General features: G+C 59.2%; 18 protein-coding genes. 12 read left to right on the top strand and 6 right to left on the bottom strand.

Features of this window, described 5'->3' with window-relative positions:
• Positions 1–179 precede the first annotated feature (179 nt).
• Positions 180–656: a hypothetical protein gene (locus NA78x_RS10745; protein WP_425618444.1), complete on the top strand. Its 477-nt coding sequence runs from the start codon at positions 180–182 to the stop codon at positions 654–656.
• Between the two features lie 12 nt (positions 657–668).
• Here NA78x_RS10745 and NA78x_RS10740 read toward each other — a convergent pair whose 3' ends face one another.
• The 4 genes from NA78x_RS10740 to NA78x_RS10725 all read right to left on the bottom strand — a co-directional run bounded on the left by NA78x_RS10740 (position 669) and on the right by NA78x_RS10725 (position 5,415).
• Positions 669–2,114 carry a DUF1501 domain-containing protein gene (locus NA78x_RS10740; RefSeq protein ID WP_425618443.1) on the bottom strand — a complete coding sequence of 482 codons (1,446 nt, stop codon included), beginning with the start codon at positions 2,112–2,114 and terminating at the stop codon, positions 669–671.
• Between the two features lie 92 nt (positions 2,115–2,206).
• A complete protein-coding gene (locus tag NA78x_RS10735; RefSeq protein ID WP_425618442.1) occupies positions 2,207–4,633 on the bottom strand; it encodes a DUF1549 domain-containing protein in 2,427 nt (808 codons plus the stop codon).
• Between the two features lie 126 nt (positions 4,634–4,759).
• Positions 4,760–4,975, bottom strand: a complete 216-nt coding sequence (locus NA78x_RS10730; protein ID WP_425618441.1) for a hypothetical protein — start codon at positions 4,973–4,975, stop codon at positions 4,760–4,762.
• Positions 4,976–4,977: 2 nt separating this feature from the next.
• On the bottom strand, positions 4,978–5,415 hold the full coding sequence (locus NA78x_RS10725; RefSeq protein WP_425618440.1) for an NINE protein: 438 nt from the start codon (positions 5,413–5,415) through the stop codon (positions 4,978–4,980).
• Between the two features lie 146 nt (positions 5,416–5,561).
• Between NA78x_RS10725 and NA78x_RS10720 the strand changes: the two genes are divergently transcribed.
• From NA78x_RS10720 to NA78x_RS10705, 4 genes are all read left to right on the top strand, one after another.
• The gene (locus NA78x_RS10720) at positions 5,562–6,317 is read left to right on the top strand and encodes a hypothetical protein (protein WP_425618439.1); all 756 of its coding nucleotides are present in this window, start codon (positions 5,562–5,564) and stop codon (positions 6,315–6,317) included.
• 505 nt (positions 6,318–6,822) lie between these two features.
• Entirely contained in the window at positions 6,823–7,953 is a 1,131-nt protein-coding gene (gene asd, locus NA78x_RS10715) for an aspartate-semialdehyde dehydrogenase (protein ID WP_425618438.1), read from the top strand.
• Positions 7,954–8,097: 144 nt separating this feature from the next.
• Positions 8,098–8,925: a tRNA pseudouridine(38-40) synthase TruA gene (truA, locus tag NA78x_RS10710; RefSeq protein ID WP_425618437.1), complete on the top strand. Its 828-nt coding sequence runs from the start codon at positions 8,098–8,100 to the stop codon at positions 8,923–8,925.
• Between the two features lie 10 nt (positions 8,926–8,935).
• Positions 8,936–10,105 (top strand): glycosyltransferase family 4 protein, encoded by a 1,170-nt coding sequence (locus NA78x_RS10705; RefSeq protein WP_425618436.1) that lies wholly within the window; start codon positions 8,936–8,938, stop codon positions 10,103–10,105.
• Between the two features lie 608 nt (positions 10,106–10,713).
• Here NA78x_RS10705 and NA78x_RS10700 read toward each other — a convergent pair.
• Complete coding sequence (locus tag NA78x_RS10700; protein ID WP_425618435.1) at positions 10,714–12,363, bottom strand: ABC transporter permease; 1,650 nt, start codon at positions 12,361–12,363, stop codon at positions 10,714–10,716.
• Between the two features lie 188 nt (positions 12,364–12,551).
• Here NA78x_RS10700 and NA78x_RS10695 point away from each other — a divergent pair, with 188 nt between their 5' ends.
• Entirely contained in the window at positions 12,552–13,541 is a 990-nt protein-coding gene (locus NA78x_RS10695; RefSeq protein ID WP_425618434.1) for an ABC transporter ATP-binding protein, read from the top strand.
• Between the two features lie 115 nt (positions 13,542–13,656).
• On the opposite strand, the gene NA78x_RS10690 is transcribed toward NA78x_RS10695, so the two are convergent.
• On the bottom strand, positions 13,657–16,512 hold the full coding sequence (locus tag NA78x_RS10690; protein ID WP_425618433.1) for a hypothetical protein: 2,856 nt from the start codon (positions 16,510–16,512) through the stop codon (positions 13,657–13,659).
• A 63-nt stretch (positions 16,513–16,575) separates the two neighbouring features.
• Between NA78x_RS10690 and NA78x_RS10685 the strand changes: the two genes are divergently transcribed.
• The 6 genes from NA78x_RS10685 (at position 16,576) to NA78x_RS10660 (ending at position 24,491) form a co-directional block, all read left to right on the top strand.
• Positions 16,576–17,358 carry a sugar phosphate isomerase/epimerase family protein gene (locus NA78x_RS10685; protein WP_425618432.1) on the top strand — a complete coding sequence of 261 codons (783 nt, stop codon included), beginning with the start codon at positions 16,576–16,578 and terminating at the stop codon, positions 17,356–17,358.
• Between the two features lie 34 nt (positions 17,359–17,392).
• Positions 17,393–17,602: a hypothetical protein gene (locus NA78x_RS10680; protein WP_425618431.1), complete on the top strand. Its 210-nt coding sequence runs from the start codon at positions 17,393–17,395 to the stop codon at positions 17,600–17,602.
• 5 nt (positions 17,603–17,607) lie between these two features.
• Positions 17,608–19,266, top strand: coding sequence for a formylmethanofuran dehydrogenase subunit A (locus NA78x_RS10675; RefSeq protein WP_425618430.1), 1,659 nt, complete (start codon positions 17,608–17,610; stop codon positions 19,264–19,266).
• 35 nt (positions 19,267–19,301) lie between these two features.
• On the top strand, positions 19,302–19,913 hold the full coding sequence (locus NA78x_RS10670) for a pyroglutamyl-peptidase I (protein ID WP_425618429.1): 612 nt from the start codon (positions 19,302–19,304) through the stop codon (positions 19,911–19,913).
• Positions 19,914–21,719: 1,806 nt separating this feature from the next.
• Entirely contained in the window at positions 21,720–22,187 is a 468-nt protein-coding gene (locus tag NA78x_RS10665) for a GNAT family N-acetyltransferase (RefSeq protein ID WP_425618428.1), read from the top strand.
• 102 nt (positions 22,188–22,289) lie between these two features.
• Complete coding sequence (locus tag NA78x_RS10660) at positions 22,290–24,491, top strand: hypothetical protein (protein ID WP_425618427.1); 2,202 nt, start codon at positions 22,290–22,292, stop codon at positions 24,489–24,491.
• The last annotated feature ends 371 nt before the right edge of the window (positions 24,492–24,862 follow it).

Raw genomic sequence — 24,862 nt, 5'->3', positions numbered from 1 at the left:
TGTTGTCACCGGCGAACCAACTGTTTCAAGGATCGGGTTTTCGTGGCAGAGCCTTGAACTTGTCCGTCACCAACTGTCAAGCGCCGGAATAATCGCGGTTTTCCCTAAAGTTATGCATTTGCTCGACAGCTTTCTGGAGCCGTGTATACTGATCTGTACATCTCGCCAAGGATAACCGCATGTCGCAAGATCCCCGCCAGTTTTCGGCCATGTTCAGCATCGACGTCTCTGCTGACCCGCGCACCGAAAACAGCAACCAGTCCAAAATCGACGCCAACGAGCTGATCGTGGCGCTGCTGCGGCAAATGCTCGAGGGGCAAAAGCGGGAAATCACCCTGCTCGAAGAGATGTCGAACCATCTGAGCCAAGGCCAGAAGCAGCGGCAACAAGAATTGAATCAGTGGAAGGAAGCCAATCCCAAGCTGGCTCAAGCTTGCCGATACGCGACTGAAACGCTCAGCAAGGTGCAGACGCAATTCCTGGAGAACATCACCCAGGATGTGTTCGATAACGAAGAGTCTCTCGGCGATAGCGATTTCATCTTGAACGAATTCGTCGATCGCTTCGGCCCGCGCCTCGCCCATCTCAATGGCGTGCTGCAAGTCCTCTCGCAACTGAGCGCCGCGCCACCGGCTCCGGTGGCGAATCCGTCGTAGTCGTCACGACGCCTACACAAACAGGTCTTTCACCGCTTTGCCCTTGCCGTCTTCGGTGGCGTAGAACGGGCGGTTTTCGACGTCGTAGGCGGTGGCTGGGCTGATGCCCATCGCCGAGAAGATGGTGGCGTGTAGATCCATCACACTAATGGGATTCTTAATCGCGAGAAAAGGCCGCTCGGGAGCGCTCTCGCCATAGAGCTGCCCCTTCTTGATGCCGCCGCCCCACATCATCACGCACGAGCCGCCGGTGAAGTGCCGGTGCTGGCCATAGTGCTTTAGCTCTTTCATGACGTCGACCTTTTCGGTCGCCTGATCGCCGGCGTTCGAGCCGGGCACACCTTCCATGAGCATATCGCGGCTGAACTCGCTGGCGAGGATCACCAGCGTGCGATCGAGTAGCCCGCGCGACTCCAAATCGAGAATCAGCTGCGCAATCGGTCCATCGATCTGCTTTTTCATCGCTTGCAGCGTCGTGTGACCGTTGGCGTGCGTGTCCCAGTTGAGAAACGGCACGTACTCGGTCGTCACTTCGATGAATCGCGCGCCCGATTCCACCAGCCGCCGCGCGAGTAGACAGCCGCGACCAAAGCGGCCCGTATCGTACTTGTCGTAGCTTTCTTTGGGTTCGAGCGAGATATCGAATGCCGCTCGTTCCCTGGCACTCAGCAGGCGGTGAGCATTTTCGAGTGAGCGGAGCATTGATTGCTGCTGATAGTCGGAAATGAACTCGCGCCGAGGCGATTGATCGATCAGCTTCCGCATCAGTTTGTTGCGGCTCTCAAAGCGATCGGATTGCATTCCTTTCGGTGGACGAACCGATTGTGCTGCCTCTTCTGGATAGGGCAGGTTCATCGGTCCAAACTCACTGCCAAAGAAGCCGGCGGTCGTGAAGGCCTTGAGTTCTTCCTGCTCGCCGACACCTTCCAGCCGTTGACCAATGTTGATGAACGCAGGAATGACAGGATTCTTCGGGCCGAGAACTTTTGCCATCCACGCGCCAAGGTGCGGACAAGCCACCGTTTGCGGCGGCACGTAACCGGTGTGCCAATGGTACTGGTGACGCGAGTGCAGAATGTGGCCAAGGTCGGGGAGCACGTGCGAACGAATGAGAGTGCCGCGATCCATCACCTGGGCGATGTTCTCCAGCCCTTGCGTGATTTTGATGTTATCGACGACGGTATCGATGGCCGGAAACGTGCTTTCGATCTTGGCGACCGGCACACCGACTTCGAACGGCACATATTTCTTGGGGTCGAAGGTATCGGGCGCTGCCATGCCGCCGCCCATCCACAGCAGGATGCACGAATCGGCAGTCGCTTTGGGTTGGACGATCTTCTCTTCCGCTGCAAAGATGCGGCGCGGTTCGCCGGTCATCAACGCCGCTGCGGACATCGCAGCCAGGCTCTGCACAAACTGGCGACGAGCGGTAAGTTCGTGTTGCTTGACGTTTGTCATGGGAACTATTCCTGAGCCGGGCGTTAGCGCCCGGAGGTATTCTTTGCGGTGACTACTTTCCGGTCGCTGATGCTTCCGGCTTAATGATCGGATTAACGGACGAGTTGAAACTCGGGGAGCATCAGCACGCTCCAGAGTGCGTCTTCGATGCTCTGGGGGCTTAGCTCATTGCCAAGGCCTTCTTTCATCGTAGCAAGCTCGGCTGGGGAAGGCTCGCGGGAAAGGGTGCTTTGGAAGAGCCAGTGGATGAATTCGTCGGGTGACTTCCACTCGCGGGCGGCGAGCTTCTTGGCACCCTGCTGCAAGTTATCGGCCAGCGATTGACCGTTGGCCAGATCGATGGCTTCGAGTGTGGTGAGATCGGCGGGGCGGACGCTGACGATTTGATCGCGGTTCGGACGACCGATCGCCCGCATTAGAAAATCGCTCTTCACTAGCGAAGCTCGCGCCTTGCGACCGACCGACTGACTGCCAGAAGTGAGAATGTTCGCCAGTTCGGGGCCAACGCGATTATTCCACACGTCGGCAGACTTCACCGCAACCGCGGGCTGCAGATCGGCAGGTTCTTTGGCGAATCGGCCTTTGCCATCGGGCTGCGTTTTCGTCCATTGCCACGATTCATCGCTGGGGATGATTGTTTCCTGTTTGTTGTTCAGGTGAGCGACGATTTCGCAAAACAGACCCGCGGGGTTGGGACCAGTGCCACCATTCTTGGCGACGATCACCAAGTCGTTCTTGCCTGCTTTTAGTTTGCCGGTCAGCACAACGGCGTCGGGCACTTCCCAGTTGTCGCCAGCATGAATCTTCGCGCCGTTGAGAAACAGCGTGTAGCTGTTGTCGCACGAGACGGCAGCAATCCCTTGCACGGGCACCGACTTCAATTCAAAAGTTTTGCGAAAGACCACTGTCTCTCCAGCGGCCGCATCGCCCACCTCGGCCCGCGACCAGATCCACTTGCCGTGTACGGGACGGGCGGGGACAGGAGCACCGGTCGAGGCAGAAGCCGAGCCGCGAATGATCGGTGCGTCGAATTTCACCGGCCCAGCATCGGTCAGTTGCCACACGCAGTCGATAAACTGCTCGGCGGTCAAACGGCGAGACCGCGGACCGCGATACGTGTAGCCTTCGTCGTCGGTATCTTTACCGACCGTTTCCATCTGGCTTTGATAAGCGGCCGACGTGGCAATCAGCTTCAGCGTGCGTTTCAGATCGTAGCCGTGCTCGACGAGATCTTCGGCGAGAAAGTCGAGCAGGTCGGCGTTCCAGGGTTCGGTTTGCATCGCGTCCGGCGGATGAACGATGCCGCGCCCCATCAGGCGATGCCAGAGCCGATTGACGATGGTCCGCGTGAAGCGACCGTTGTCGCGATGGGTGACGAGGCCAGCCAACTGCTTGAGCCGTTCGGGCTGAGCCGCCTTGGCATCGACCTGGCCGAGTTCCGGAAAGAGCCACGCGGCAGCCGCTTGCTTGCCGGTGGGCTTATCGCAACGATGAATATCGAGCGTACGTGTCGAATAGATCGCGGCGAGGCCGTACGACTCTTCCAATGTCCAACGATCGATGAAGCTATCGTGGCACGATGCACACTTGAGATTGATCCCGAGCAGTGCCTGGCCGACGCTTTGAGCGAACTGAATTTCGACGGTCTGGCCCGCGCTCACATCGCCGCGCCACTTGATGCCGTCGATAAAGCCGGCACTGTCGGGAGTTGGTGGCGAGATCAATTCGCGCGCCATTTGATCGTAGGGCTTGTTCGTCGCCAGCGCCTGATAGAGCCACTTCGAAATCTGCTTGCGACCGCCGGTAATGAAGCCGGTGCCAGCGTAGTCGTTACGGAGCAGGTCGTTCCAGAAGGTGAGCCAATGTTCGGCATAGTCGATGTCATTGGCCAGCAGTTGCTCGACGTATCGCTGGCGTTTGTCACTCGCCGGGTCGTTCACGAATTGGGCGAGAGCTTCGGGCGTGGGGAGCAAACCGACAAGGTCCAGCGAAGCTCGCCGGGCAAAGGTTGCGTCGTCGACATTCGCGGGACGAGCTACCATTTTCTGCGCCAGGTATTCGTCCAGAATGCGGTCGATGGGGTTTTCGCGACCATCACGGGCCTGGGGCAGGGGAGGGCGGCGCGGTTTCAGCGGCGGTTCGTAGCCACTCTTGCTGAAGCGAAAACCATCTTCCCAAGCTGCGCCGGCGTCGATCCATTTTTCCAGTTTGGCAATTTGCTCAGCGGGGACGCGCGGACCGTCGGGGGGCATGCGCAGGTCTTTGTCGGTCGACTTGAGTCGTTCGATGAGATCACTGGCGGAACCTTTACCCGCCGTCACCACTTTGCCGGAGTCGCCGCCGGTCATCAGGGCCTCGCGCGTATCGAGCGAGAGACCTCCTTTTTTCTGCTCACCCAGATGGCACTTGCCGCAATGCTGCTTGAGCACTGGCGCCACTTCGTGAGCAAAGTCGATATCGGCGGCGGAGAGACCAGTTGCACTGACCAGCACCAGAAACGTAGCTGCAGAAAGCTTCATCGCGAGCGGAACCTATGCGGGAGAGAATTCAGGTCAGGCAGGGAAGCTGTTATCTTCGCTGGGGCGTGCAGGCGATGCAAGCGAGTGGCAACATGGTTGCTGGGTAATCCTTCTCGCTGGCACTTCTTAGGTACCCTGACGCGTCGGGCTAATTGAGCGAGGCGACTTGCGAATCGAGCGCACTGCCACCGAGTACACCCACAAGACCAGACCGAGCCAACTGAGGAAGCCTACTGCGAAGAGCACGGCGATCACGATGTCTCGCCGGCTCCATTCGTCGCGGGTGAAAGGAGGAAGATCAACCGCAGGCTCCTCTTCGTTCTTCGGGGCACGATCCGTCACGACTACATCCTCGGCTGCAGATTGATCTCGCTTACCTGCTCATTCAGCGTCCACAGGTCGTAGAGCCAACCCATGCCAATGAGACCGCCAGTGCAGAGCCACAGGATGCCGGTCAGCCACTTGCCCATGTAAAAGCGGTGGATGCCAAACACGCCAAGGAATGTGAGGAGCAACCAGGCCACGTTGTAATTCAGCGGACCTTCGGCATAGCGGTTGTCGGCCTGGCGATCCATCGAGGGAATCAGAAACAGGTCGACGAGCCAGCCAATGAGAAAGAGGCCGCCGGTGAAAAACCACAGCGTGCCCGTCTTCCGCTTGCCAAAGTAAAAGCGGTGGGCCCCAAAGATGCCAAGCAGCCAGCACAGGTAGCCGACGGCCACCGAGTGGGTGTTGTTGGGACCGATGTACACAGGGGGCGTACCGGGTTTCGTCTTGGCCATGCTCATGGATCGTGTTTGCCTTTCGTGGAATTCAGGGAGAAAAACTTGCTGGACAGGTATTCGTCGGCGGGGAGCGAGAATTTCCCGAATTCACTTTGTAAGATTGTGCTACTTCATCACTGCCCAACCAGACGCCGGAGTGACGCGTGGAGCTTATCATCAACCACCAGCGGACGATTCGCAATCCAGACGCCAAAGCGATCGTGCGGCATCTGCGGGCGCTCGATCAGGGAGAGTTCGCCATTTTGAGTGCCAGCGATCTGACGTTCATTCAAACAATGAACACGGCTGAAGATGGTTTTGTCGTTGAGTATCAGACAGGCTCGACCGACGAGCACTACGCGGCCGCGAATCCTCCACACGATGTGGAAGATGTCGCCGCTGCGTTCGTGGCCTATGCCGCCGGAGACGATGCTTGGAAAACAGCCTTCACTTGGGAGCATCTGCAGCTGACGCAGGCCGACTTCATGCTGGTCTCGGCGATGACGGCCGGCTATCTCGAGCGGGACGAGAGCCCTATCGAAGCGGCCGATCAAATGGAGATGCCCGCCTACGGTCCACAGGCACTCGTCGAGTTGGCGGCCATTCTCTTGAATCAGCCTGCGGAAGAGATTCAGGATTCGTTCGTGGTGATTGCCGAAATTGAACCCGTCGGCATGGACCCCGCACAGCTCATTCCGCTGCCGGCTGAGTTTCAACAGGCGCTGACACAGCTCAGTGATGCCCAGGCCACGAAAATCGCCAAGCAATGGGCCGCCAGCGATGGCTTTCCCAATTCCAACACCGAACTGGCTGACGTTGCCGAACTGCTAATGGAACTGACGGCCCTCGCTGACCGCGCGAGCAAGTCGAAACAGGAGCTGGTCATCTCGTATTTCGCCGATCAGCAGTTGGAGGAGTAACGCTGTTAGGCCCAGTCACTCAAAACCTACCCAAGTCGAAGGGTGAGTCGACGTAAGTCCAAGCGTGTGGAAAGGGTGGGTATTCACAAACCGGCAGGGTTTGTGAACACGCAGGCGCGCCGCAGCCGAGAGATACGGCAGGTCCCGTTCACAAACCTCCCCCGGTCTGTGAACAAAGTCTCGCAAGTGAGTCGGCTCGAGTGAGGACTTACGGCGATTGAAAGGTAGGCCGAAACAGGTGGACGAACGCAGTTCCGGCATGGGGACCGTAACCTATTGCAAAAGCCAATAAACCACCGTCGCAGGGGCGGTGGCGAGATGAGTCTTGCACCCGCCGGAACTTCGCGGAGTACCGCTTGTTGCCGGCCTACTGCGGGAAATTTGCGGGCCGGCAACCGGCTCGCGCGAACCTATTAGCAATTGCCAGCTTCCTGGCTCTAAACTAGGCTGATGGTTTGCCTGGTTCGTACCGGATAAGCGTCAAGAATAAGAGAGTTTGCCAGTCGTGAAACGTGTTGTGGGGATGGTCGGTTGGCGGGGAATGGTGGGTTCGGTCCTGATGCAGCGGATGCAGGCCGAAAATGATTTCGCCGAGGTGGAGCCCGTGTTTTTCAGCACGTCGGCGGCCGGCGGTAATGGCCCAACGGTGAACGGCAAGGAATCAGGCAAACTGCAAGACGCTGGCAGCATCGACGCCTTGAAGAAAATGGACGTGATCGTCACTTGCCAAGGTGGCGACTGGACGAACGAGGTCTATCCCCAGCTGAAAGCCGCTGGTTGGAATGGCTATTGGATCGATGCGGCCTCGGCCCTGCGGATGAAGGACGACGCGGTTATTATTCTCGACCCCGTGAACTTACACGTCATCAAAGATGCAATGGCGAAGGGCGTGAAGAACTATGTCGGCGGCAATTGCACCGTCAGCCTGATGTTGATGGGGCTGCAGGGCTTGTTCAAGGCCGGCCTGGTGGAATGGATCACGAGCATGACCTATCAGGCGGCCTCGGGCGCTGGGGCGCAGAATATGCGCGAGATGCTCGGCCAGATGGCAGTCGCCAGCGGCAGCGTGAAAGAGCAGCTGGCCGATCCGGCGTCGAGCATTCTGGAAATCGATCGTCGCGTCAGCGAAGTGATCCGCAGCGGCGACTACCCGACGAAGAACTTTGGCGTGCCGCTGGCCGGTAGCTTGATTCCGTGGATCGACAAGGATCTGGGCAACGGCCAGAGCAAGGAAGAATGGAAGGGACAGGCTGAAACGAACAAGATTCTTGGCCTGACCGGCGAGAAGGTGATTCCGGTCGAAGGACTCTGCGTGCGCATTAGCGCGATGCGGTCCCACAGTCAGGCGCTGACGATCAAGCTGACCAAAGATGCACCGGTCAGTGAAATTGAAGGGATGCTCGCCGCCGCCAATCCATGGGCGAAGGTTGTGCCCAACGAACGCGAACGGTCGATTCGCGAACTGACTCCTGCCGCCATCAGCGGCACACTGAATGTCCCCGTGGGTCGCCTGCGCAAACTCGAACTCGAGCCCACTGCCAAGGGGCGCTATCTGTCGGCCTTCACCTGCGGCGATCAACTCCTGTGGGGTGCCGCCGAGCCTCTCCGCCGCATGCTGCGAATTGTGGTGGGGTAGGGGGGAAGGAGGCGAGAGGCGGGGGACGAGGGATGAAAAACCTATTTGCCCTATGCCTCGGTTTGCCCAAAGATTCAGTTCCACATTAGTTTCCAACTTGTATTTCCCTCGCCTCCCGTCCCCCGCATCTCGTCCCCCCGCCCCATGCCTTCCTTCAAACTCACCCTGGCCTACGACGGCACCCATTTTGGTGGCTGGCAATGGCAGCCGAACTCGAGGACGGTGCAGGCTGAGTTAGAGCGGGCGATTGAAACGATCACGCGGCAAAGGGTCCGTTGCACGGCGAGCGGCCGGACCGATGCGGGCGTGCATGCCTTGGGACAGGTGGTGAGCTTTAAGTGCGATACACAGCTAACGTGCGATGCCCTGCGGAAGGGGATCAACGCGGAGTTGCCCGAGGACGTGCTGGTCTGCGACTTGAGTTTTGCACCGCCCGATTTTCATGCCATTCGCGATGCTTGCCGCAAGCGATATCGATACGTGGTGCAAGATGGCCGGTTGCCCGATATCTTCGCCCGGCAGTACGTCTGGCACGTTCGTCAGCAACTCGATGAGAAGCTGATGTGGGAAGCCTCGCGAGCGCTCATCGGCACGCACGATTTCAAGAGCTATCAGTCGACCGGTTCCAGCCGACTGACGACCGAGCGGACGGTGCTCGATGTGCTTGTCGAACGGCGCGAAGCGGACCTGACCTCGCGCGTAATCATTGAAGTCGAATCGAATGGCTTCTTGTACAACATGGTGCGCAACATCGCCGGCACGCTGGTGCAGATCGGCAAGGGCCTGCACCCGGTGAATTTCGCCGCGGAAGCGCTCGCGGCCAAAGATCGCCGAGCGGCGGGTATGACGGCTCCGCCGCAGGGACTGTTTCTGATTGGCGTCGAGTATGATGGCTACGACGATCCGAACTTTGTGCGCGAGCCAGCGGCGGCCATGGCCGATGAAGTGCCCGCCGAACTCCTTGATGAATGACTAGGCTGCCATGCGCGTCGCGCATCTGATTACGCGAATGATCGTTGGCGGTGCGCAAGAGAATACGCTCTTCAACTGCCGTGACCTGATTGAACTGCATGGCGACGATGTGCTGCTGATTACCGGGCCCGCGATTGGTCCTGAAGGCGACTTGCTGCAGCAGGGCAGGGGAGGGGGGCCCGAACACGGCGTGCCCGTGCATGAGATCCCTTCCTTACGCCGCGCGATTGATCCGCGGAATGATCTGGCCAGCTATTTTGCGATCAAGCGAGTGCTTGCCGACTTCGAGCCCGATGTCGTTCATACGCATAGTGCCAAGGCAGGCATTCTCGGCCGGCTGGCCGCGTGGGAACTGAAAGTGCCGGCGATTGTGCATACCGTTCACGGTGCGCCGTTTCACGCGTATCAATCGTGGCTGACACGCACCTTCTACCGGGCGTGCGAAAAGTATGCTGCCGCGCGGTGTCATGCGCTGATCAGCGTCGCTGATGCGATGACCGATCAGTTGGTGGCGGCCGGCGTTGCGCCGCGAGCAAAGTTCACGACGATTAGCAGCGGGATGGACGTCGATCCGTTTCTGGCAGCAAATAATCACCGCGCGCGAGTGCGCCAGGAACTGGGCTTCGCCCAGACTGATATTGTCGTCGGCAAGATTGCTCGTTTGTTTGAATTGAAAGGGCACGACGACGTGATTGCCGCTGCCTCGGCTGTAGTGGCAGCGAATCCCAATGTGCGATTCCTGTTTATCGGCGATGGGATCTTGCGCAGCCAGTTGGAGGCGCAAATTGCCGCCGCCAACTTGCAGCGGCACTTTGTGTTTACGGGGCTCGTGCCGCCAACGACGATTCCGCAGTATCTGGGAGCGATGGACATGCTCGTGCATGCGAGCCTGCGCGAAGGACTCGCACGGGCGTTGCCACAGGCACTGATCGCCGGCAAGCCGATTGTCAGTTACGACATCGACGGCGCTCGGGAAGTGTGCCTGCCGGATCGCACGGGCTTTTTGATTCCGCCGCGTGACGTCGACGCGTTCGCAAAGGCGATCATCACTCTCGCCAATGATGCCACACTTCGTAGCAAGTACGGCCAGGAAGGTCAGCGACTCTTCGCCGACCAGTTCCGCCATCAAACGATGACCCGCCGCATTCGCGAACTCTATTGGCGACTGCTGAGGGGCTAATGCCACCGAGATCCTTCCAGCTCATTCCCCTGGCAAACCTCTGCCGGTTTCACCCAAATATTGACTAACTGAAAAAAATTATGCGGAGACATTTGACAAAGAATCACGCTTCGAACAGATTTCAGTTCGGCCGAAGAGCGGGCGAAGAAGTGGCCCATGAACAGGCCTCGCGAAGCACGAAATGGATCGTTCATCATTTCTGATCACTGCCTTGATTCCGCCACGGCTTGTTCATTGAAAACTTGGTTGAACCGTACAACGAAGATGGATCGCTGTATTAGGTGAATGAGAGCGAACAGGGCGAGAAACAAGTGGAGCGAGTCGACGTAAGTCGAAACGCGTGAGAAGAGGGGTGTTCACAAACCGGTAGGGTTTGTGAACACGCAGGCGCGCCGCACCCGAGAGATATCGCAGGTCGCGTTCACAAACCAGGCCTGTTTGTGAACAAAGTTTTCCCGGAGAGTAGGGGCGGATGGAAGAGTTACGGCGATCGTAGGCCGGCAACAAGCGGTACTCCGCGAAGTTCCGGCGGCATAGTACGCAGGCCGCAGCGATTGCAAAACCCCATGAACCACCGTCGCAGGGGCGGTGGCGCGGTGAGTGCGGGCTTACGCTGCCACACGCCAGCGGGTGCTGAAGAGCCACATCATGACGAGTAGTAGCAGGCCGTTGATGCCAAGCGTCGAACCGACGTAGAGCGCATAGAGCGGCCAATTGCCCTGCTGTTGCAACTCGCTGGCGGCATTGCTGGTGCTGTCTTGAATATCGAGCGGCACCGCAAACGACGCGGCAAAGGGACTCGTAAAGCCCATCTGCGCAACCCAGGGGGTGTTGGGGTGATCTTGAAAGAACGTCTGCGCGAAAAAGTTTACTGCCAGGGGAGCACAGAAGAGCAGAATGATTACCAGGTACGTCGTCATCAGGCTCATCGAAGTGGTCCGGAACAGCACCGAACAGAAGAGGGCGATCATCGCCGTGGTGAGACACGTCAGCAGGATGATCGAAAAATATGCACCGACAGAAGGCAAGTTCGTCCAGTAATCCTTCACCATGGCACAGGCAAGCAACACCGGCCAGACGAGGAACAACGTGAGGACACTCGAGACGCGCAGGCCGGCGATGAGCTTGCCCCAGAGAATTTGCCAGGGCGTGATGACGGTGGTGAGAAGCAAATCGAGTGTTTCTCGCTCGCGTTCACTGGTCACGCTGCCTGCCGAGAAGACGGGCCCGACGAGCATATTGAAGACGACCACATAGCTGATGTACCACGCGGCCCACTTGGGATAGATGTACAAACAAACCGCCATGAACGGAATCGCCAGCACCATGCTGACCTGAATTACCAGGCGCAGCATCAGCGTCCCTTGACTGAAAATCTCACTGCGGATTTCCTTGTCGTAGACTGGGTTCGCGTCATCCTCCATCAGATCGTCGCGTTTGGGCGGCGCAAAGAGCTTGTCGGGGAACTGATCGCGCTGAATTACGAGCCCGACGGCTTGCTGGGCCTCCTGTTCCAGGTCGACAACTTCCTTCCCTTCGCTGCCCACGTCTGGCGGATGCAGCAGGAGCGAACTGGTGTTGAAGAACAGCACCAGGCAGGCAGCGGCAGAGAGCGCCGGCAGTACTGTGAGAATGAGCATCAGGCGGAACTCGGCGTTGCGAGCCATTTGCAGCCAAAAGATAGCGCCGATAATCACCAGTGGCAAAATCAGGAGGTACGACACGACGAGGGCGGCGCTCGTCCTCTGAAAGAACGCACTGCACGCCACGCTGATCATGCCGAACGTGATGACCGACAACAGCAGGCCTGTATAAGCCGCGAGCACTTCGTAGACCGACACACCACCGAGTGGCAGGCAGAGCATCACAATCGGCAGCGAAGCAAAAATGAGCACCGCCAGATGCGTGAGCGCCGCGACTAACTTTCCCAGCACGATGGCCGCGGGGCGCAACGGGCTGGCGAGCAGCATTTCGTAAGTATGTTGTTCCTTCTCGCTGGTGATCGACCCCGCCGCAAAGCTGGGGGCCATCATTGAGGCGATCACGAACTGGCCGATGAAGAACAAGTCGACGAGGGCCCGCGTTTGCGTCGCGTGCTGGCTATTGGCGGTCAAGTCGAGGTGCGTATCTTGCGGCCAGGCAAAGTACACGACAGCGCCCAGCAGGGCTTGATACACAAACAGCAAGACAAACGCCCGCCCCATCCGCAAGTTCACCAACAACTCGCGCTGCAACACCGGATTTTCGATCAAATACATGTGAACGATGGCCTTGGGCGCGGACGAGAAGAATGAGCGTGTCTGGTATTCTAATGAATGCAGAATGCAAAATGCAGAACGCAGAATGAAAATACTGGCGACCGCCGCCGCGACCGGATTTTGCTTGATAAGATAGAGGCCACTCGCTCTTCGTTCTGCATTCTGCCTTCATCATTCTGCGTTTGCCCATGCCTGTCATCTCCGTCGATTCCCTCAGCAAGTCCTACCGGGTGTATCAGAAGGCAGACGGTTTGTGGGCTTCGATAACGGGCTTAATGAAGCGCGAGTATCGCGAAGTGCAGGCCGTCCGCAGCGTCAGCTTGCAGGTCGAGCGGGGTGAGTTCGTGGCGTTTCTCGGGCCGAACGGGGCGGGCAAAACAACCACGCTCAAGCTGCTCTCCGGCGTCATTTATCCGTCCTCCGGCAGTGCCGAGGTCATGGGTTTTGTGCCGTGGGAACGCAAACTGGAGTATCGCCGCCGCTTTGCCCTGGTGATGGGGCAGAAGAATCAACTCTGGTGGGACCTGCCTGCGGGCGAATCGTTCCGGCTCCATCAGCAGATTTATCGCCTCGATCCGGCGCAGTACAAAGCGACGCTCGACGAACTGTGCGAGCTGCTCGATATCGGCCGCTTGCTCAATCAGCCGGTGCGGGAACTGTCGCTCGGCGAGCGGATGAAAATGGAACTCACCGCCGCGCTGCTCCATTCACCCGAAGTGCTCTTTCTCGACGAACCTACCATTGGCCTCGATGTGGTCGCCCAGCATCGCATCCAGCAGTTCCTGAAGACGTATCAGGAAGAGCGGCAGATCACGGTGCTGCTCACCAGCCATTACATGAAAGACGTCGCGGCTCTTTGCAAACGCGTCGTCATCATCGCGCAGGGAGAGATCAAGTACGATGGCTCGCTCAGCGGCATTGTCGACCGCTTTAGCGGGCAAAAGCTGATCACCTTGCAACTGGCCGCCGGAGAATCTGCCCGCGGTCTCGAGCAGTTCGGCAACATCGTCAGCGTGGAACTTCCCAAGGTGAAGGTCCGCATCCCTCGCGCTGAAGTACCACGCGCTCTCGCCGCTATCCTCGCCCAACGCACCATCGAAGACGTCGTCGTCGAAGATCCACCACTCGAAGAAGTCATTGCCTCGATGTTCTCGGAAGTGACCGAGCAGAAATCGTAGGCCGGCAACAAGCGGTACTCCGCGATGTTCCGGCATTCTATTACGCTCAGACAACCAGCTAGGGCAAAAGTCAAAGAACCACCGCCGCAGGGGCGGTGGCGTGAGAGGACGCTGACTACCGCTCTACCACGACCGTCGAGTTCAACACCCGCGGTCCGCCGATTTCTTCGGCTCTCAGCCAGAGCGTCTGGCCGATCAGCGAATCGCCTTGCGGAATCAGGAAGGTGACCGTGTGTCGACCAGCGGGAAGGTGCAGCATCTGCTTTGTTTCCCGGCGGCGGCCGGGTGGAAACAGCAAACACTGAAAGCTAATCGGCTTGCCGGTCAGATTGGTTACGTGTTGTTCGACCAGAAGTAAGCCATCTTCGCGGACACGCGTACGCATTTCGACTGTCACGTCATCGAGGCCCAGTTGCAATGTGCGATAGACACTGAAGCGATAGTTTCGCTCAGCGGTGAGTTCAAAATCGATCCGCACCCGCTGCATGCCGCTCGCCGCATCGGGCTGGAGCGAGACCAGCCATTCGGGCTGGACATTTTCGCCTTCCGACATGCGAAACTGCAGCACCTGCGGAGAGATATTCCACGCCTTGGGGGCATGCAAGGTGGCGGTGCCACTCACGCCTTGAGGAAAGGCATTCTCCAGGCGAATGGTCACCGGCTGTTGGCGACCGAAGACGCTTTCGAGATGCGTGGTCACAAACTTCGTCCGAATTTGCCAGCGAGTCAGCCCTTCGTCCAAACCCAAAATGAACGTGGGCTCGGGACCAACAGCGACCGTCGTTTCGGGCTGATCTTCCCCTTGGTCGTTCGTCGACTTGAACTCAGGCTTGGTCTCACGCCCCCACAGATCGAGTTGGCGCACATTGTCGCCCAAGTAGAACGTCTCGGTACCTGGCGTGTCGTTCCAGATCACCATTACGGTCTGACCATCACGCGAAAAGACATGATTCACGCTGCCGCCTGGCAACTGCAGCTGCCCCACGTACTGTGTGCCGCCCAGCAGCGTGGCTGTGGTTCGCCAGGGAACGAACAGTTCGCCGGGCGAGCCATCAGCATTCATCAGGCCTTGTTCTTCGCTGAACGGTTGCGGCACGAACACGGCCGAAGCTCCATGCTGCCGCGCGGCCAGCATTCGCTGCACCAGGTCGAGTGTGCGCGTGGCCGTGTTGTATTGCGAGCGGGGCAAGGGAGTGAGCACCACCCAAGCCCGCGGCAACAACGCAGAGGGGGAAGGAGCCGTCGGTGGAACGACCGGCGCTTCGGGATCGAGCGAGACCGGAGTCGTCGGCAGTTTGTCTTTCTTCTTGTCGGGCGCTGCAAGCGGCGCGGGGCTGACTTTACGCGGCAAGTAGGCGGCCAGTTCCGATGCAGTTAGTTCTGGCTCGGCGGAATACGACAGGAACTCCCACGGCGGAGTGGCGCGGGCAGTTGGCATTTCGCGCAGCCAGCGCCAGCCAAATCCTAAGTGCACTTGCTGGCCAAAGCGTTCGAAGTGGGTCTTGATGCCCTGCACGCGTTGGTCGAGATCGGGGAAGTCCACGTAGCTGGTATCGCGATCGTCGCCCAATTGCCACCAGCGCACCTTGAGCGAAAGTCGCGTCATCACCGGATCGACGGCAGGTTGCCACAACTGCGGTTCTTGAAACACCGAAGCAGCCGGCAAGCGGCCTTTGTCGCGAAACATCTCGCGCAGGGGCGACGGCGGTTGATCGAGTACGCCGACCATTTCGATGCCGTGAATGCTTAAACGCTCGGCGAACCAGGCGAGCCGATCGGCCTTCGCTTGTTCTTGCTCGCTGAACCAAACGGGATACTTCGCCCAACCCAAGCCAGCCTGGCTCAGCAACGTGGCCAGTGGATTGAGTGGCAGCGGATCTTCGCCGCCGGGCAACGACCAACCAAACTCACCGCCGTTCACGCGCGGCAAGGGACGAAGCACCGCCAGCGACAGACTGCGATGCAGAATGGTGGCTTCTGTCGTTTCGGGAACGGGTAAATCTTCTTTGCCTGGAGCGGGAGCCTGCTGCATCGAAACCCGCACGCGGTAGAAACCGAAGTCAGGAATCGGCGGCTTCCATTTGGCACTTCCGGTCAATCCAGCTTGCGGCGCTGCTTGTTCGTGCGCATCTTGATCCTTGTTGTGTTTGAGCTGCGGCTTCTTTTCTTCGAGCACCAGCGGCAGCATGTCCGTCGCGACTACCCGATCGGTGTGATCGAGCAGTTCGAAACGCAACTCCGGTCGGGCACCGACGAGGCCTGAGACTTCGCATGTCACTTCGGCAGCCGTGAGCGAATCGTAAACCTGCAACTCGCCACTTGCCCGCAGGGCAATGCGCGGCAAGCGCAACATTCGCAGGCCGGTCCAGTGAACGGTGCCGTTCAAATCTTCGAGATCACCTCGCGGCGCGATCGAAAGCGTGACGCGAGCATGAGTCGCCTTGTCGTTCTTTGGCAGAATCGGCCCGACACGTAAGGTTTGCCAGGTCGGTGCATCGGTCAGGCGGTTCGAGTCGTACGACTCGAGGGGCTGGCCGTGGTCATCATAAAACGTCAGCGTGGCAAACGTCTGATCGTGCTTCAGTTGCTTCGTGCGTACTTTGCACTCGAACAGAAAGCTGCCTCGCGCGCCGAGCGAATAACTGGGAGTCAACAGACCGGCGCTCCCGCCGCTTAACTCGACTTGCAAGTAACGCTCACCGGCAACAGGTTCTTTCGAACCGGTCGACTCGGGCTGGATTCCAATTTTGAGAAACGTGGGGAACTCTTTGCCGCGGCGACGAATCCAGCCATCGGGCCACCCGTCGTAATTGCGGTCGTCGGCGACTTCGAAGTTACAACGAAAAACCTGCACCGCATGGGGTAGAGTTGCTTCGTGCGCAGCATCGGCCCCGCCGCTCGGAGAACGGGCCGCAGTGTCATCGCCCGCCAAGGCCACGAGCGATAGAATGAGCGGTGTCAAAGCATTCATAAGATTTCCATCCGCGTTCGTCTTTCCCCAGGGGAAACCGACGCGCAGGTACCAAGCGAGAACATGCTGCAAATCAAGGTTGCCATTGAACTAGCGAGTCTCAAGCTCCCCTTTAAGCAAGCTTTGCTTACGGCTGCCAAACTGGGTGCCGAAGCGGTCGAAATCGACGGCCGCAACGAGGTTTCCGTGGCCGACTTAAGCCATACAGGCGTTCGGCAAGTGCGGAAAATGCTGGAAGATCTGAATTTGCGGGTGGCGGCCCTCTCGTTCCGCACCCGGCGGGGCTACAGCACCGTGGACGATCTCGACCGCCGCATCGACGCCACCAAGCAGGCTTTGAAGCTGGCCTATGACCTGGGAACGAACGTCGTCATCAACCACATTGGCCGCGTGCCACCCGACGAGGATCACTCCGCCCTCACCACGCTGAAAACTGCCCTGATGGATCTCGGTCGCGAAGGTCAACGGGTCGGCGCGTTTCTGGCTGCCGAAACCGGCACCGAAAGTGGCGCGGAGTTGCGCAAGCTCATCGATTCATTGCCGCCCAGTTCGCTCTTCGTCGACTTCAATCCGGCGAACCTGATCGTGCATGGTTTCGACCCGCGCGAAGCAGCCACAGCGCTCGGCGCGTATGTCGCCCATGTACACGCCACCGACGGCACTCGCGATGTTGCTGCTGGGCGAGGCATCGAAGTGCCCCTGGGCCGCGGCAGTGCTGAATTTCCCGAGCTTCTTGGCGCGCTCGAAGAACATCAATATCGCGGCTATCTCACCATTCGCCGTCAGGATTCGAACAACGTGCTGGAAGAGATTTCCGCCGCCGTGAAATACCTACGAGCGCTGTAGCACCAACGATTTTCCTCGACTGAAAGCCTGCCTCATGAAATACACCAACCTGCGACGGGCCGCGATCGGCGCCACGCTGATCGTTATCCTCGGCGTTGCGCTGATGCTGCGCACCCCCGATCGCGTCTGGGTACAACGCGACTACATGCTCATTTCCGGCGCAACGGTGCTGATCCTGCTCAACCTGGGCGCTTCCTACTACATGGACCGTCGCAATCACCAGAAGGGGCTGAGTGCGAAGTAATACGGATGAACCACGACTATCTCCTCATCTCCGGCGGCACCGTCTACGATCCCGCAAATGGCATCGATGGCCAGGTGCGCGACATCTGGATTCACGCCGGCAAGATCGTGGCCGCACCGACCGATCCGCTTGTTCGACCCGCACGCACACTCGATGCCCGTGGCTTGGTAGTGATGCCGGGCGGCGTCGATATGCATTGCCACATTGCCGGCGGCAAAGTGAATGCCGGTCGCAAGCTTCGTGCTGCCGAGAAACGGCAAGCGGAAATCGTCGAACGAACCGCGACCACACGAAGCGGCACCATGGGGAGCGTGCCCAGCACGTTTGCCACGGGCTACAAGTATCTCGGCATGGGTTACACGACTGCCTTCGATGCCGCCGTGACGCCGCTCCTCGCGCGGCACACGCACGATGAATTTGCCGATACGCCTTGCCTCGACAAGGGCTTTTTCGTCCTCACCGGCAACAACCACTACATACTGAGCGCCATCCGCGACAACGAACCCGAGCGCGTGAAGCATTTTCTGGCCTGGCTGCTGGGCGCTACAAAAGGCTTCGCTCCGAAAATTGTGAACCCCGGCGGTGTTGAAGTTTGGAAGCAGCTTCCGAGCGGAAATGTCTCGGGCCTCGACGAAAAAATTGGGCACTTTGATGTAACGCCGCGGCAGATCGTGCGCGAGATCGTCCGTGCGGCGAACGAGCTAAACCTGCCTCATCCGGCTCACATCCATTGCAATCAATTGGGCATGCCGGGCAACTGGCAAACGACGCTGGAAACCATGCGGGCCCTCGAAGGGTTTCGTGGTCACCTGACGCACATTCAATTTCACAGTTACGGCGGCGGTGAGGGGGACGAGAACACATTCAATAGCAAAGTGGCTCAACTGGCCGACTTTGTAAACGCCAACCCAAACATCACAGTCGATGTGGGGCAGGTGTTGTTTGGCGAAACGACGAGCATGACCGGCGATGGTCCGCTGGGTTATTACCTCGCCAAGATCGGCCAGCAGAAGTGGTACAGCAACGACACCGAGATGGAGTCGGGCTGCGGTGTCTCGCCGATGAAGTACCGCAACAAGAGCCTCGTCAGCGGGCTGCAGTGGGCCATTGGTCTCGAATGGTACTTGCTCGTCAATGATCCCTGGCGCGTGGCCATGAGCACCGATCATCCCAACGGGGGCAGTTTTCTGGCGTATCCACAAATCATCCGCCTCCTCATGGATCGCAGCTTTCGTGAAGAAACGCTTGCGCGGTGCCATCCCGAAGTCCGCGCGCGATCGCAGCTCGGCGACCTGACTCGCGAATACACACTGTTCGAAATCTGCATCATCACGCGAGCTGGTCCCGCCCGGATGCTGGGCCTTAGGCACAAGGGGCAGCTTGGCGTCGGTGCTGATGCCGACGTCACCCTCTATTCGCCGAACGACGACAAGCAGCGGATGTTCGAAATGCCCCGCTATGTTTTGAAGGCCGGCGAAGTGCTCATCGACGATGGCGAACTACGGGCCACGCCCTTGGGCAAGACGATTCACGTCGCGCCCGCCTACGATGCCGGCCGCATCCCACACATTCGCGATTGGTTCCAGCAGCACTACAGCCTGCAGTTTGCAAATTACTCAATCGGCGATGAAGAACTCCCCGCGGCGGAATTGGTTCCGTCGTAGGTCACTTTCTGCGAAATTCCAGCTATAGTCGGTTTATGAAAACCGTGCTGATCACTGCCTTCGAGCCCTACGACCGCTGGGGAACCAATGCGAGTTGGGATGCGCTCGTCGCGCTCACGCGCGAGTTGCCCGAACGGCCGAAGATCGTCACGCGCCGTTATCCGGTCGACTTCGAGAAGACCCGCGCCAAGTTGGCCGACGACCTGGCCGGCGATTACGACTATGTACTGCACCTGGGGCAAGCTCCCGGCTCGTCGCGCATCCACCTGGAAGCAGTGGGCATCAATGTCGCCGGGCACTCCCAGCAATCGCCCGATGATTTTCAGCCCTTGATTCCCAGCGGCCCCGCCGCCTATCGAACCTCGCTGCCGCTAGGGCAATGGTCTGTCAAGATTCGCGATGCTGGCATTCCCGTGCAGGTCTCGTATCACGCGGGAACGTATCTGTGCAACGCGATCCTCTATCTGGGCCTGCACTTTGCCGCCGAGCAAAAGCTCAAGACACAGTCCGCCTTCATTCACTTGCCCCTCACCCCGGCCCAGACGCTCCACGAGCGTCATGATGTCCCTAGCTTGCCCACGGACATGTGCGTGGCAGCGTTGCGGCTGATTTTGAATGAGTTGGAAGCATCGGCGAACGTCGCTTAGTTTTGATTCGTCATGATCCGAGCCCAGGCTCTCGCCTCTCCACTCTCGTCTCCCATCCCGCTGCCTGCGACTTCCCGCAGCGACTTTAACGATTAGCGAATGAGAGCCGGCGCGCAGCATTGGTCTGCCAGCGTCGACCTTGCGGGCAGGGAGAACCTGGCCGGTGAATGGGCCTGCAATGGGGGCGGTTAAGCGGCACGTTCGGAACATCTTCTGAGGGCGTCAAAGTTTGCCCGAGCGTTGCTCTAACCCAATAGCTGAAAATTGGTTGCGTGCGTTCAAGAGGCACAGTCAGCCGCGACGATAGGATTCGTGTCACAGTCATTCGTACTGCTCCTAACGGGCACTACGGAGGACCAGTGAAGCCGGAGCGGACTTTTTCGGGTCACAGGACGACTCGACCGGTTTGGTGAATCCCACCACAAATGTGCGGGCTCAATGCCCACCTCGCCCGCACACTGGCAAAACCCACCGCACACATTCCAAGATCTCGCCGGCAATCGGATTGCCCGCGAGATGCTGCCCACCGTGACATGGCACGCGTGCCTCTAGCGCGGCCGCCCTAAGCCACGTGTCGGACGGTGCCGGTAGCTGCGCCAGGTTGATTGGTTCCATCGTTAAGGAGACGTCTTTCGATGAAGTGGAACATTATTCTCAGTACGATCGTTCTCGGTTTGGCAACTTGCAGCCAGAGCTTCGGCTTCGAACTGCTGGACCGGATGCTTGGTTCGAGTGGTTGCGGTTGCCAAAGCAGCTGCTGCGAAACGAACTGCTGCAAAGTCAAATGCGTGAAAGTCAAGTGCTGCAAGCCTGCTTGCAACTCTTGCAACACCTGTGCGACTGCCGCCCCTTCTTGCGGTGCTGCTGCTCCTAGCTGTGGTATGCCTGCCCCGACTTGCGGAGCTCCAGCTCCGACTTGCGGTGCTGCTGCTCCAACTTGTGCTGCTGCTCAGCCGACCTGTGCCGCTGCTCCTAGCTGCGGTGCTCCGGCCTGCAACAGCTGCAACAGCTGCGGTCACCGTCACCATGGCCGCAAGTGCTGCTCGCCTTGCAGCACTGGCTGCTCGGCTCCTGCTTGTGGTGCTGCTGCTCCGACTTGTGCCGCTGCTCCTAGCTGCGGTGCACCTGCTTGCGGTAGCTGCAACAGCTGCTGCAAGACCGGTCTCCTCGACCGCATCTTCTGCTGCACCAAGAAGTGCCGTGGTGGTTGCTTGATCGGTGGATGCTGCAAGAGTGGTTGCTCGACCGGCTGCGGTGCTGCTGCTCCGACTTGTGGTGCCGCTGCTCCTAGCTGCGGTGCTGCTGCTCCTAGCTGCGGTGCTCCTGCTCCGACCTGTGCTGCTCCTGCCCCAGCTCCTGCTCCGACCTGTGCCGCTCCAGCCCCGGCTCCTCAGCCGACCTGTGCCGGCCCAGCTCCTGCTCCGACCTGTGCAGGTCCTCAGCCAGCTTGTGGCAACGAAGGTGCTATCGACGCTTCGCCGATGCCACCAGCCCCAGTGGTCGATCCTTCGGCCTACATTCCCGCTCCCCGTCGAGTCGTTCACGCCAGCACCAGCTTGGTTCGCTAAGCTAGTTGGTTAGAGGCTCTGACAACGAGAAACGGCCTGTTCAAGCTTTCGAGTTTGAACAGGCCGTTCTTATTTCTTGGGAGCGAAGAGGCCAGGAGCCAGCGATACAAATAAACGCCCCCGCCCCTGCGGCGGGGGTTCATTGGCTTTTGCACTAACGGCTCGCTTGCAGAGGTCGGAGATCAGAAGTCAGATGCCAGAGAATCAGCGCTTCGCGGGAATTGTTACGATAGACGCCATGCTCCAAATCCTTCCCCTCGCCGCGCGACCACACTCCATCCCGCGACTCGCTGCCTGGCACTTTGGCGAGTGGGGAAAACTGAACCCCACCAACGATGTTGCCGCCCGCAGCATCAAGCTGCAACAGCACCTGCAGCAGCATGCCATTCCTACCACCTTCGTGGCCGTCGAAGGTGCGGAGCTCCTCGGCTCGGCCGCACTCGTCGAGCAAGATCTCGACCTTCGCCCCGAATACACTCCCTGGCTGGCCAGCGTCTTCGTCGCGCCGCAGCACCGGGCGCGGGGTATCGGCCGCCAGCTCGTGCAGCGGGTCATGGCTGAGGCGAAAGCACAGCACGTGACCAAGCTCTACTTGTTTACCTTCCACCATGAACGCTTTTATGCCAGCTTGGGTTGGCAGCATCTGGAAAATGCGATCTACCGCGGCGAGCCCATTACGATCATGACCTGGAACCCGGCGAGTTAATCGGTCCCGACCTGCAACCGGTTGCCCGGCTCAAAACTTGCAGGCAAAAGCCGTTAGAATGATTCACATTGGCAATCTCCCACTGAACCCGCTCTGTTCCGTATGATCAAATTCCGCTGGCAATGGACTCCGCTGATTCTCGTGGCCACCGGCTCGGTGGCGATCGTGATCGCGACCATCGCTGCGCGAAACCTGCTGGGTTGGTGGCAGCTGGCGATCTACATCGGTGTCGCAGCCATCGCTGGCTCCGCGTTTTGGCTTCGTCGCCAGTTGACGGCCGACGAACTGGAACTCGAACGACTTCGCGCGAACATTGCGGAAGAAGAAGCCCTCATTGCTCGCCAAAAGGCAGATCTGGCCGAGCAAGAAGTCCAACTGCAAAAGCAACTGGAACAGCAAGCCAAGCAGCTCGATACCCGCGAACAAGCCTTGGCTCGCCGCTTGCTGACGTTTCATGAATGGATGGAGTTTCCGGAACCGCTGAACCTGGCAGCGGGCCCCGCGCCGGCAGGCAACCTGTCGGAACTCGCTCGCAAAGATCGCCAGTTGATGGAACTGCTCAAGCAAGAGACGCAGGTTCTGTACGACAACATCACGACCAACAAGTATGTCATCGAGGGAGAGTTCCAGCCGATTCTCGTGCGCGACGATGCCCATCAACTCGTGCTCAAGGTCGCGCGTCTCTATCAGCCCGATGCCGAACAACCACTGCTCGAAGTCAGCCTCGATCAGATCGTCCGAGCCTCGAGTCGCGGAGCACTCAACATTCTGCTCGTGCTGAACGAGTTGCCCATGTCGGTGAAGGACTACAACCTCGCCGCGCTCTATCAATACGTGCGCCGCGCGGTCGAAGCCTATCGCCTCTACCGCAAGACCGAACCTTATTGGCCCTACGTCAACACGGCCTACTACATCAGTCGCTTTGCCATGGGTGCCAATCCGCTGGCTCTCGGCGCTTGGTGGTTTCTCGGCTCCATCGGCCGGCAAGGTGCCAACGTCATCGCCCAGCAAGTGATCAATCGCCAGGCGCTTGCGCTGCTCGCGAGTGTCGTGCGCGTGATTGGTTGCGAAGTGGCGGCCATTTACGGCGGCGACTTCCGCCATCGCGATGCCAACTGGATCTACGGTGCCGAGCTCACCGAACTCATCACCGCGTTTCCTCTCTCCCGCGAAGGACTCTCGGCCGCGCTGAAGGAAATCGGCGCGTTGCAATTCCGCTGCGAGTACGACCGCATCTTTTTGTACCGCTGCCTGGCCGCCCACCAAAGCGCCCAGCCCGAGCGGTACCACGCGATGGATTGCCTGCTCAGCGAAGAACGTCATGCGATTGCCACCCGACTCGAAAAGTTCCTCGACATGTATTTGCATGGCCGCAGTGCCGATCGTGTTTCGAAGTGGAAGCTCGGAGTTGAAGAACGCCTGCAAGTCAAACTCACGGTCGGCCTCAAGCCCGCCCTCATGAGCGTGCGCGAGCAGGTGACCGACGCCCTCCGTTCCCTGGCGAGTTTTCTCGTCGGTGAAAAGGAGCGCGAACCCGATGAACTTCCCGCACTACTAACTTCGACACGCATCTTTGCCCAGTTGCCCGAAGAGCAACGCGAACCCTTCCTCGCGCAACTTCTCGAGAACCCTCCTTACTTTTTCGAACATCCCGATCTCGATCCCGATAGCGACCTGGTTGGCTTGTATCTCGACGATTTGACCTCGCTCGATGCCCGCGTCCCGCCGCACGATCCCACCCGCGAAGACTCGCTCTATGCGGTCGCCGCGTACCTGCGCAAGGACGCCAAAATTCTCGAAGCTTTGCTCACCAAGCATCGCCAGGCTTACTTCGCCGAGCGACTCCATCCCGAGGCACCACTCAAAAAGGTTCCCGCTCGCGTGATGCGCGCGGTGCTCGATCTGCTGACCGGTGACTCGTCGCGATTCTATGTTTTTCATCCGGTCAGCCTCGATTGGCCCGAAGGCGATCCCCCGCTCAACACCAAAGCAGCCGACCTGTGGCTGCTGGGCACCGGCGAACGTCTGTTGCTCTTCTCCGCCGCTGCTCAGCCGCAGGTGCTCTGGCGGGGAGATCATCTCGTACAGATCGAAGCCGTTCAGAAACTCATGACCTCCAGCGGCAAGTTGATCGGCGGCGAATGGCTGCTCCCCGATGTGCCGGCCCCCACCGCGATTCGCCTCCCCGTGCCGCTGATGAATACCTACAACAGCTACTTCCGCCCACTGCTCGGCATGCTCCGCACCCGCCCCCAAGCACGCGCCGAAGTCGAAGCCACCGAGCGCCCCTCAACCCTCCTCTAAGCTTCGCCCACTTCTCACGCCACCGCCCCTGCGGCGGTGGTTCATTGGCTTTTGCACTACCTGTGCCCCAACTGCAAAGCAGGCCCCGCCTCCTACCACGCCACCGCCCCTGCGGCGGTGGTTCATTGGCTTTTGCACTACCTGTAACCCAACTGCAAAGCAGGCCCCGCCTCCTAACACGCCACCGCCCCTGCGGCGGTGGTTCATTGGCTTTTGCGCTACCAGTTCGCTAAGCGACTGCCGGATCGTCGCGGCGTTCCGCTGGTTGCTGGCCTACTATCGCCGTAACTCTTCAACTCAGCCCTCTCGCCGGAAAAACTTTGTTCACAAACCGACCCGGCTTGCGAACGCCATCTGCAATATCTCTCGGG

This window comes from Anatilimnocola aquadivae, from assembly GCF_049819085.1.
In the GTDB taxonomy this organism is placed as follows: domain Bacteria; phylum Planctomycetota; class Planctomycetia; order Pirellulales; family Pirellulaceae; genus Anatilimnocola.
Note: the sequence above shows the minus strand (reverse complement) of the source record. Positions and strands in the feature narration are given on the sequence as shown.